This is a genomic window from Bradyrhizobium hipponense (assembly GCF_008123965.1).
GTDB classification, from domain to species: Bacteria; Pseudomonadota; Alphaproteobacteria; order Rhizobiales; family Xanthobacteraceae; genus Bradyrhizobium; species Bradyrhizobium hipponense.
Map to the genome: position 1 here is coordinate 1 of NZ_VSTH01000185.1, position 10,829 is coordinate 10,829.

The following is a 10,829-nucleotide window of genomic DNA, read 5'->3' on the forward strand; positions in this document are numbered from 1 at the left end:
CTTCATCATCGCGGTGCCCACACCCATTGACGGCGACAATCGGCCGGATTTGTCGAACGTGAATGCTGCCGTGGAGAGCATTCTGGATCTGCTTGTTCCCGGCAATCTCGTCATTCTCGAATCGACCTCGCCAATCGGAACCACTGAAGGCATTGCAAAGCGGATTGGCGAGCGCCGGCCGGACCTGAAAATCGGCGTCAACGGCAGCGAGGACGGTGCAGTCTACGTCGCTTATTGTCCTGAACGCGTATTGCCTGGGCGGATCTTGAGCGAGCTCATCAATAATGACCGTTGCATTGGTGGGATCACGCCTGCCTGCGCTCGGCGCGCTCAACGCTTCTACAAGTCATTCGTGCGCGGCGCTTGTGTTGCCACCACCGCGCGCGCTGCCGAGTTGGTCAAGCTGACGGAGAACGCGTTCCGGGACACGAATATCGCATTTGCCAATGAACTCTCGATGATTTGCGACAGGTTCGACATCAATGTGTGGGAGGTGATCGATATCGCCAACCGTCATCCGCGGGTGAACGTTTTGCGGCCGGGCCCAGGCGTGGGTGGGCACTGCATTGCCGTCGACCCGTGGTTCATTATCGACTCAGCCCCTGACCTTGCGCGCGTAATGCGAACAAGTCGTGAGGTCAACAACGCCAAGACGCAGAAAATCATCGAGCGGGCAGAGGCGCTGATCGACGATCATCCCTACGCAAACGTGGCCTGCTGCGGGCTAACCTTCAAGGCAAATGTCGACGATTTGCGCGAAAGCCCGGCCATGGAAATCGCCATACATCTGGCGAAGAAGTACGGGCAACGGATCAAGGTTGTCGAGCCGAACCTGCGGCGGCTACCACCGGAACTTGCCGACTACCACGTCGGTTTGTTGAACATCGATGAAGCGCTGCGCACGTGCGAGATCGCGCTTCTCCTGGTCGACCACGATGAGTTCAAGATGGTTCCGCTGGCCGAACGCCGTCATCTCGACGTGATCGACACGCGGGGCATATGGCAAGACATGCCTGTGCGGACGTGAATGTCCAAACCGTCCAGCAATGAGGTGAGCGATTTGATACCCTTCTTGGACCTCAAGGCACAAGCCCGGACAATCGGCCCGCAAATTGATGCTGCGATCATGCGCGCGCTCCGGAACGAGCGATCTGCGCAGGGGCATGAAGCTGGCGCGTTCGAGGAACGTTTTGCGGATTACTGCAACGTCAGTTGCTGCCGAGCCGTCAACAGCGGCGCATCGGCACTCCATCTCGCATTGTTGGCGGCAGGAGTGGAGCCGGGTGACGAGGTCATCACCGTCTCGATGAATTTCGTCGCGACGACAAATGCCATTATCAGGTGCGGTGCAACACCTGTCTTTGTGGACGTCTATCCAGTCACATGGACGATGAATCCTGCTTTGGTCGAAGCGGCGATTACAAGCAAAACGAAGGCAATAGTGCCGACCCATCTGCATGGGCTCATGGCGGACATGGATTCAATCATGTCGATTGCCCGCCGTCACGGTCTCCTGGTGGTTGAAGACGCCGCGCAGGCGCATGGTGCCGAGTACAAGGGCAGGCGGGCAGGATCGATCGGAGACCTCGGCTGCTTCAGCTTCTATCCCGACAAGAACATCGGGGCTTGTGGCGAGGCCGGAGCGGTTGTTACGGATCACCCCGAACTTGCGCGACGGGTGTCGCGGCTTCTCGACCGGGCGCAGAGCGATGTTCTCGCTAGATGCGACGACCGGATGGACGAAGTTCAGGCGGCTGTTCTGAATGTAAAGATGGACTACATTGAGTCCTGGACCGAAGCGCGTCGGTCCATTGCCGCGCAGTATGATCAGGCATTGTCCGGTCGGGCGCTCGCGTGTCCGCGGCCGCCCAGCCACGACCGGCATGTCTACCATATCTACGCCGTCAAGCTACCGCACCGCGATCAGACGTTTGAAATGCTACGTGGCGCGGGCATCGGCGTCGGCATTCATTATGCCGTTCCGGTCCATTTACAAAAGAGCTACGTCGAACTTGGATATCGCGTCGGCGATCTCCCCGTAAGTGAAAGGCTTGCGCGTGAGTTCCTGTCGCTTCCGGTTTATCCCGATCTGCTGCCGGATCAGTGCAGCGTCGTTGCCTCCGAATTGAAGAAAATCGCGGCATCCGAGACCCAGGTATTCCGCGGTGACGCGGCATTTCAGAACAAAACGCTTCGACATGGCCTGGTAGCCTAGAATCAGGAGAGCGGTCTTGATCGATCTCAAGGGCAAACGTATCCTCGTTACCGGAGGCGCCGGCTTTATCGGCTCGCACATCATCGACCTGCTATGCGACGAAGGCTGCATCGAAATAGTCGCGCTCGACAATATGGTGACCGGTCGACCGGAGAACCTTCGGAAGGCGCTTACACGAGGACCGGTGCGGCTGGTCCATGGCGACATACGTGACACAAAATTGATGGAAGCGCTGGTCAAAGCGGCCGACATCGTCTTTCATCACGCCGCACTCCGCAACACGTATTGCGCAACCGAACCGCGTCTCGCCATGGACGTCATGGTAAATGGGACCTTCGATCTGCTCGAACTTTGCGTGAAGCACGACATTGAGAAGATCATCGCGGCGTCATCGGCTTCGGTGTACGGCATGGCGGAGGAGTTTCCGACGACAGAACGTCAGAACCCATATGGCAATCGCACGGTATATGGTGCCGCGAAGGCGTGCAATGAGGGGCTGCTACGTGCTTATAATGATATGTATGGCCTCGACTACGTCGCGTTCAGATATTTCAACGTGTATGGCAGCCGCATGGACGTGCACGCTCGATACACCGAGATGTTGATCAGCTGGATGGAGCGGCTCGAAGTTGGAATGCCTCCTGTCATAGTTGGGCCCGGCCAGCACACCCTGGACCTGGTGCATGTGCGTGACGTTGCACGTGCGAACATCCTTGCGGCGAGAGCAAAGGTCAGCGACGAGGTGTTCAACGTAGGGAGCGGCATAGAAACGACTCTCGTGCAGCTTGCTTCAGCCTTGGCTGCTGCCATGGGCCATAGCGGCGTGCTCCCGCAATTCGCGCCCGAGCAGTCGATCAATCCGGTACCGCGCCGGGTGGCTTCGACGGGAAAAGCGGAACGTCTGCTGGGCTTCGGCACCACAGTGTCGCTCGAGCAGGGTCTCGCGGAGTTTGTGAAGTGGTGGCGCTCAGAACGGGGCCTTTCGGCCGCGCGGGAACGACAAGCGGTGGCTTCGTGAGGCCGATAGCGGCGCCTGACGGCACATGAAGAAGCCGATGCCATCTGCGTGCCCGTCCTGGAACGCCTTGCGCGGGGTAGGGCGGCACTTCGTGAATGAGTAGAGTGACGTGGAGAAGAGCAATGCGAGTTCTCGTGACGGGTCATCTTGGATACATCGGTACTGTCTTGACACCAATGCTGGTCTACGCCGGTCATGATGTGACTGGATTGGACAGCGATATCTATTCTCGGTGCACTTTCTCGGCGGGCGGTACCATTCTCGAAGTCCCGACGATCTGGAAGGACGTCAGGGACGTAGAGGTGGCTGACCTCGTTGGCTTTGATGCCGTGCTGCATCTTGCCGCGCTCTCCAACGATCCGCTCGGCAATTTGAGACCTGAACTGACGGATGAGATCAACCATCGCGCAAGCGTTCGGATAGCCGAAATAGCGAAATACGCCGGCGTGCAACGTTTCGTGTTTGCCTCATCATGCAGCAATTATGGAAAAGCCGGCGAGGAAATGATCGATGAGACCGCCGCTCTCAATCCCGTGACGGCCTACGGGGAATCCAAGGTTGCGTCCGAACGTGATATCTCGGCATTGGCCGACAACGAGTTCTGCCCGGTGTATCTCAGGCCGGCGACGGCTTACGGCGTCTCTCCCCGACTACGCTTCGATATTGTCTTGAACAACCTGGTTGCATGGGCGTTTACGACGGGAAGAATCCATCTTAAATCGGACGGCACGCCCTGGCGCCCGATCGTCCACATCGAGGATATTTCACGAGCGTTCATAGCCGCTTTGGAGGCGCCTGCCGAATCCGTTTTCAACGAGGCATTCAATGTGGGCCAGACCGCCCACAACTATCGAATTCGAGATCTGGCCGAAATCGTCGCGAGTGTCGTACCGAATTGCAGGATCGAGTTTGCCGACGATGCCGGTCCAGATGCGCGCTCCTACCGAGTGAGCTTCGAAAAAATCCGTAGTAAGCTGCCGGGATTCGAGCCGCGCTGGGACGCCCGCATGGGTGCCGAGCAGCTTTACAGGGTCTATCGTTCGTCGATGTTGACTTTGGAGGAGTTCGAAGGGCCGCGATATCAGCGCATCGGCCATATTCGGAAGTTGCTGGCGGAGGGAATCCTTAATGTCGACCTGCGCCAAACGAAACTGCAGCTTCAAGCGGCATCATGAATGGTCAGCCGACGGTCGGCGAAAGGCTGGTCATCGGGAATCCAGGCGAGGACATATTTGCCTTTGCGGCCGAGCTATACCCGATCTGCCGCAGCATCACTGGTCATGGGGTGCGAAAAACGCTGCGGGCGATCCGTTCGCATGTCGATCTTGAGGTTCACGAGGTCCCGACCGGAACGGAGGTGTTTGACTGGGTTGTCCCGCGGGAATGGAACGTCCGTGACGCGTATATCCGCGACCAGCGTGGCCGAGAGATCGTGAATCTTGCCGGGTCGAACCTTCACGTGATGAGCTATAGCGTCCCGGTCCATCGGTGGATCTCGTTGGCAGAGCTCAAGCAGCATGTCTACACGCTGCCGGACCAGCCGGACCTGATTCCCTATCGAACGTCCTACTATGCCGAGAATTGGGCGTTCTGCATGCCCCATCGACTGCTTGAGAGCCTGGCGGACGAGCGGTACGAGGTGCTCATCGATGCTGACTTGTCCGACGGCTCTTTGAGCTATGGCGAATATTTGCACAAGGGCGAAAGCGAAGACGAGTTTCTGCTTTCTGCCCACATCTGCCACCCTTCACTTGCCAACGACAACTGCTCAGGAGTGGCGCTACTGACGCATCTTGCAAAACGGATGGCGGAGGTAAAAACCCGATACAGCTACCGATTTCTGTTTGCGCCGGGGACAATCGGTGCGATCACATGGCTGGCACGCAATGAAGAGAGCGTGAAGCGCATCAAGCATGGGCTGGTGGTCTCCATGGTCGGTGACGGTGGCGGACCGACATACAAGAAGAGCAGGCGGGGCGACGCCAAGATCGACAGGATCCTTGCTCACGGTCTTCGGCATTGCGGGCTGAAACCGACGATCCTCGATTTCTCACCCTATGGCTATGACGAGCGTCAATATTGCTCGCCAGGCTTCAATTTGCCGGTCGGCCTCTTCCAGCGCAGCCAGTTCGGCCAGATCCCGGAATATCACACCTCGGCTGACAATCTCGAGTTTATCGCCCCAGATCATCTCGCACTTTCTTATCGGCTCATCGCCGAGGCTATCGATGTCGTGGAGAATGACGGAATCTATCGCAATGTAGTGGCTCGGTGTGAACCACAACTGGGCCGGCGGGGGCTATATGGAGCCATCGGGGGGGACAAAGGGACTGCGGACGCCAACATGGCCATGCTGTGGGTCCTGAACCTTTCTGACGGGCGACATTCGCTGTTGGATATTGCGGAGCGGGCGGACTTGCCCTTCTCGCTGGTCCGACGCACTGCGCAAATCCTACGGGATCATGGCCTGTTATCGGTCTGCGACATTGGGGCCGAGGGAGCGAGATAATCGGCCGGCGGCGTTTCAAGCAACAGGACCCAATCGCTCTCTCCCGCGCTATTGGCACCTGGCGAAGAAAATTGGCGAACACCCTTGTTCGCAAATGGCGAGCCTTCGACAGATGTGTAGCTACCGTTGGTCGGATCAAACCAATGGGCGATCGCGGTCCCGGCCAGTGTCGACATGTCGATGGTAGCTGCTCGAGCGGTAGGTAGATAAGTCATGACGAGCGTGCCGTCGCTCGTCCGGGCCGTGGCGGCATAGGTGTTGGTTGCGATCGATCCGAACCGCGTGGATGCTTTGAAGGAGAGAAAGAGTTCTCGAACCGAGCTGGAAACCCGATAGCTGCCGAGATACGTCGTAAGTTTTGCGACACATTCGGCCAGCCAGTGGTAGCCGATCTTTGTGACGCTATGCGTTTGGTCAGGAATGAGATCATACCACCTTAGGCGAGCAAACAGATGCTTCATATAACGAAGCTCGATAGCGCCTCGAGTATTTAGAGTGGTCTTCCAGCCGTTCTCGAAGCTCCAGTTCCGCGAGCCGTAAAACTGCCCGGCCGCGCCGCTCAACATGGTCCAATATTCCTGCCGCCGCAGATTCAGCGGCGTACCTCCATCCGTGTTGGGGAGGTGTTCAAACTCGTAATTGGCTTCTGCTAGGAATACCGGCTTGTGGTTGGCACGATCGTACTCGTTCAGTATTTGGATATACGTGGGAAAGTAAGTGTATACGGCACTAATATCAATCAAAGGTTGCCAACTCAAATCATCGAGCGAGCCGCTTGTGAAGTAGTTCAGTTCCACCGTGTGAAGATGGTTCGGATCTGCATGCCGGATTCCCCGCGCGACCGCCTGTACCAGTGCATCGTCATCGCTACTCTGCCAGGATTGGAAGTCGTTGCCATGCATCCAAATAATATTCGGATTATCTCGATAACGGTTGCCTAGGTATTGGCCGTAGCTGTAGGCGTTCGAAACGCCGTTGGTTCTCAGAATACTTAGCCACCCAATCGTTTCGATCGGATCGAGGATCACGACCATCCCGTGCTCTTCGGCAAGACGGATCATGTCATCCGCGCGTTGAAAGTAGGCGGAGTTCGGTGTCGAGAGGTCGTTTGGCACGGCGAACGGGACAATCCCATCCGGGGTGCCGCCATCTGACCTGCATCCGATGGCGTCGTTGCATAGCAGATTTATCCACAGTGCGTTGATTCCATACGTTGCTCGATTGGCCATGTAAGCCGCGGCTTCATCTTCAGACAATTTTCCGATGAGATCCTGGGGGGAATCTCCAACTATGAGGAACGGTGTATCGTCTCGATCGACCAAGTAGCGATTGCTTGCGCCGACCTTAAGCGGGTAGGCTGGCTTGGTCATCAGAGCGCCAGCGGTTGGGCGCGCATCCTGTCCCGCCGAGAGTTCTAGCGCAAAGACGTCGGCGCGAAACGCCAGTAGTGTCCAAACGACGAGAAGAGGCCTAACTGCCGTGCGCATCTCCATACAGGACGGGAGGCGCCGTGCGCGTGCCCTTGCTAGCGGTACGAATGTGGTTGGCTCAGTCATGCTCCGTTAGGTCCATGATTCCTCGAAGAATCCACTTCAGCACGTCGTCAACGGTCTATGAACGCGCAGGGGCTATTCGGAAAAGCGGGGCCAACGCAAGTCCCTTTCAGAAATTTCAGTGAGCGGTAATGGCCAATCAATTTCAAATGCCGGATCGTCGTAGCGGATGCCGGCGGCAAATTCTGGTTCGTTGCGCGTGGAGATCAGGTAGCTCACCTCGACATCATCGCAGAGGGTTTGGAACCCGTGGGCGAACCCTTTCGGGACGTAGAGCTGACAGCCGTTTGCAGAGGAAAGCTCAAATTTCTGCCAGCGGCGAAAGGTTGGTGAATCCCGCCTGATGTCGACTATGACGTCGAGAATTGCGCCCCTCGCGCATCGTATCAGCTTCGCTTCAGAGTATGGCTCGCGCTGAAAATGAAGTCCACGCAGGGTGCCCCTCCGGGCCGAAAACGAGATGCTGTGCTGCGGATACTGAAGTTCAAGTCCACGTTCGGCGAACGCGTCCATGCAAAAGGTGCGCGCAAAGAATCCACGATTGTCACGCGCGGGTTCGAGCTGAACAATGTAGGAGCCGCGAAGCGTCGTTGGAATGAATTGCACGGGCTCTCTCTGCTTTCATACAGTCTGATTGGCTGCGCACTGATAGGGCGCGAACCGCATAGCGCGTCACTCAGGTCTTGATCATCGGGCGGATATGAATGTCGGTGACCTCAGCCGTGCGCGGCAGGAGCAGCGCGTTGATGATCACCGACGCGACGTCGGCCGGCTGCATCAGAAGCTCGGGTCGATAGGTCTTGTCCTCAGTTCGATGGAGCCGCTCCTGCATGTCGGTTGCGGTCCGTCCCGGGTATACGCTCAGTACCCGTACACCATACGAATTGACTTCACCGCGCAAGCTGTCGGCGATCGCCTTGAGTGCGTGCTTGGTTGCGTCATATTGAGCAGACATCGGTTTGGCCACAACGCCGCTACTCGAATTGATGAATACGATCTGTCCTTCTTGCGCCTTCAACATGGGCAAGAACGCCTGCGTAAGGGCAAGGGGCGCGCGAACATTGGTATGGTAGAGCTGATCAAGCTCCGAGAGATTACCGTCTTCGACTGGTCCAACGTTGTGCAGCGCGGCACTGTGGATCAGAATATCAAGTCGTTGCAGGTTCTGCCCGAGGGACCGCGTTAACTCGAGCTGGCCGCTCGAGAGGGAGAGATCGACACGATAGCAGACGGCCGGCACTCCGATGTCGCGTGCCTTTGAGGCGACCGACTCCAGCGGTTGCAGCCTGCGACCGATCAGATAAAGGCCAGCTCCCTCTTGAGCGAGCGCGAGGGCGACGGCGGCGCCGATTCCGGATCCGCCCCCGGTTATGACCGCTATCCGGTCCTCTAGATTGCGCTTTTGCAGTCCCATATCGTTCAATCCAGGCAGCACGTAGAATGAGACAACTTGTAGTTAATGCCTGGCTCCGCTCGCATATTAAAGGAGGTAATTTGAATTCTGTTATATTAGTCGATTATTTATTTGATTTAAAGTTAGATTTATATTATTAAATCGTTCACGGCCTGAGAGTGCCACCACAGCCTTTGACAGAAGGCCGGCCGGACGCATGCAATTTTCACCAGGAGCCCGGACTTAGCCTATGCACGCCATCTTTAAGGAAGGCGCAACCGCACAATTTGGCGCAGCGCAATATGGTTGCTGCCGGTTGTGTGGCGCGCCGCTGACGTCAACCTTCGTAAACCTCGGGATGTCGCCGCTGTGCGAAAGCTTTTTGGCCGCTGGCGAAATCGACAAAATGGAGGCTTACTTCCCTCTCCACGCGCTGGTCTGCGGCGAGTGTTTCCTGGTTCAGCTTCGCGAATACGTCCAACCAGTTCACATCTTCAGCGAGTATGCATATTTCTCTTCATACTCGACGTCATGGGTCGAGCATGCGCGCCGCTATTGCGAGATGGCCGTAGCGCGGTTCGGGCTCGGCCCGACCAGCCAGGTGTTCGAGATCGCGAGCAACGACGGATACCTTCTTCAGCACTTCCTGCCACTCGGTGTGCCCGTCGTTGGCATCGAGCCGGCGGCCAATGTCGCCGAAGCAGCCCGTCGCAAGGACATTCCAACCTTGGTCGAGTTTTTCGGATCGGTGTTGGCTCGTCGACTCGTATCCCAAGGCCAGCGCGCTGACCTCATCATCGGAAATAACGTCTTGGCACAGGTTCCCAATCTCAACGACTTTACGGCTGGAATGGCCCATCTCTTAGCCCCCGAGGGAGTCATTACGCTGGAATTCCCGCACCTTGAGCGGCTCATAGTCGAGAACCAGTTCGACACCATCTACCATGAGCACTTCTCGTATTTCTCTCTCCTCACGATTGATCGACTCGCGCGACGGCACCATCTCAGAATATTCGACGTTGAGCAGCTCATCACGCATGGCGGATCGCTGCGGGTGTATCTGTGCCACGCTGATGCAGAACATAAGCCGTCCGCGCGTGTAAATGCGCTTCTGACCCATGAACGGGAAATCGGGTTTGAGGATATCGAAAGCTACACGCGATTCGCTGCGAAGGTTCACCGCACAAAGCGCCGGCTCTTGTCATTCTTGATTGAATGCAAAGAGAAGGGCGCAAAGCTATGCGGGTATGGCGCGCCGGGCAAAGGCAATACGTTGCTGAATTACTGCGGCATCGGCACGGATTTTCTCGAGTTCACCGTTGATCGCAATCCGTACAAGCACGGGCGGTATACCCCCGGGATGCACATCCCGATTCATCCGGTATCTGCGATCGAAGAGGTGCGGCCGGATTTTCTGCTGATTTTGCCGTGGAATCTGAAGCGTGAGATCGTCGAGCAAATGCGGCACGTGGGCTCGTGGGGATGCAAGATGGTTGCACCCATACCCGACGTGGAGGTAATCGATCCCCGGGACTTCGCACCATGAAAGTAGTTCTGTTCTGCGGCGGGCTCGGCACCCGCATTCGCGAGTACTCGGACAGCATTCCGAAGCCGATGGTGCCGATCGGCCCCCAGCCGATCCTGTGGCACGTCATGCAGTACTATAGCCAGTACGGGCATCAGGATTTCATCCTCTGCCTTGGACACAAGGCAAATGTGGTCAAAGACTACTTCCTGAACTACAGGCAGACCGCAAACAGCGACTGTACGGTGTCAAACTTCGGCAAGAAGGTCGAGATACTGGGCGAGAGACCGCCGGATTGGCGTGTCTCCCTGATGGATACCGGTATCTGGCGCAATATCGGACAGCGTTTGATGGCGGTCCGTCACCTCGTCGAGAGCGAGGAGATATTCCTGGCCAACTACAGTGACGGTCTGACGGACGCATACCTGCCGGACATGATCGACCGCTTCAGGAAGAGCGGCAAGATTGCTTCCTTCATCGCCATCCATCCGCCGGTCAGTTTTCACCTTGCCGAATTTGACGAGCAAGGTGCCGTGCGGCGGCTACGCGCCAGCCAGGAATCCGATATTTGGATCAACGGAGGCTACTTTATCTTTCGTAAGGAGATCTTCGATTT

Annotated in this window: 10 protein-coding genes; 7 read left to right on the plus strand and 3 right to left on the minus strand. The window is 57.0% G+C overall.

Annotation, left to right across the window (positions count from 1 at the left end):
• The 5 genes from FXV83_RS38555 to FXV83_RS38575 form a co-directional block, all read left to right on the plus strand.
• A partial coding sequence (locus FXV83_RS38555; protein ID WP_148745185.1) for a nucleotide sugar dehydrogenase occupies nt 1-1,027 on the plus strand: 1,027 nt, incomplete at its 5' end.
• A gap of 33 nt (nt 1,028-1,060) precedes the next feature.
• On the plus strand, nt 1,061-2,215 hold the full coding sequence (locus FXV83_RS38560; protein ID WP_148745203.1) for a DegT/DnrJ/EryC1/StrS family aminotransferase: 1,155 nt from the start codon (nt 1,061-1,063) through the stop codon (nt 2,213-2,215).
• Between the two features lie 16 nt (nt 2,216-2,231).
• Nucleotides 2,232-3,233 (plus strand): NAD-dependent epimerase/dehydratase family protein, encoded by a 1,002-nt coding sequence (locus tag FXV83_RS38565; protein ID WP_148745187.1) that lies wholly within the window; start codon nt 2,232-2,234, stop codon nt 3,231-3,233.
• 122 nt (nt 3,234-3,355) lie between these two features.
• A complete protein-coding gene (locus tag FXV83_RS38570; RefSeq protein ID WP_148745189.1) occupies nt 3,356-4,408 on the plus strand; it encodes an NAD-dependent epimerase/dehydratase family protein in 1,053 nt (350 codons plus the stop codon).
• The gene (locus FXV83_RS38575; RefSeq protein WP_148745191.1) at nt 4,405-5,742 is read left to right on the plus strand and encodes a DUF4910 domain-containing protein; all 1,338 of its coding nucleotides are present in this window, start codon (nt 4,405-4,407) and stop codon (nt 5,740-5,742) included. The genes FXV83_RS38570 and FXV83_RS38575 overlap by 4 nt, the downstream gene beginning before the upstream one ends.
• Here FXV83_RS38575 and FXV83_RS38580 read toward each other — a convergent pair.
• The 3 genes from FXV83_RS38580 to FXV83_RS38590 form a co-directional block, all read right to left on the minus strand.
• A complete protein-coding gene (locus FXV83_RS38580) occupies nt 5,694-7,112 on the minus strand; it encodes a glycoside hydrolase family 140 protein (RefSeq protein WP_187436460.1) in 1,419 nt (472 codons plus the stop codon). The genes FXV83_RS38575 and FXV83_RS38580 overlap by 49 nt on opposite strands.
• Nucleotides 7,113-7,370: 258 nt before the next feature.
• Complete coding sequence (gene rfbC / locus FXV83_RS38585) at nt 7,371-7,901, minus strand: dTDP-4-dehydrorhamnose 3,5-epimerase (RefSeq protein WP_148745195.1); 531 nt, start codon at nt 7,899-7,901, stop codon at nt 7,371-7,373.
• A 70-nt stretch (nt 7,902-7,971) separates the two neighbouring features.
• Complete coding sequence (locus tag FXV83_RS38590) at nt 7,972-8,709, minus strand: SDR family oxidoreductase (RefSeq protein ID WP_148745197.1); 738 nt, start codon at nt 8,707-8,709, stop codon at nt 7,972-7,974.
• 229 nt (nt 8,710-8,938) lie between these two features.
• Here FXV83_RS38590 and FXV83_RS38595 point away from each other — a divergent pair, with 229 nt between their 5' ends.
• On the plus strand, nt 8,939-10,234 hold the full coding sequence (locus FXV83_RS38595) for a class I SAM-dependent methyltransferase (RefSeq protein ID WP_148745199.1): 1,296 nt from the start codon (nt 8,939-8,941) through the stop codon (nt 10,232-10,234).
• On the plus strand, nt 10,231-10,829 hold a 599-nt coding region (locus FXV83_RS38600; protein ID WP_148745201.1), incomplete at its 3' end, for a sugar phosphate nucleotidyltransferase. The genes FXV83_RS38595 and FXV83_RS38600, both read left to right, overlap by 4 nt.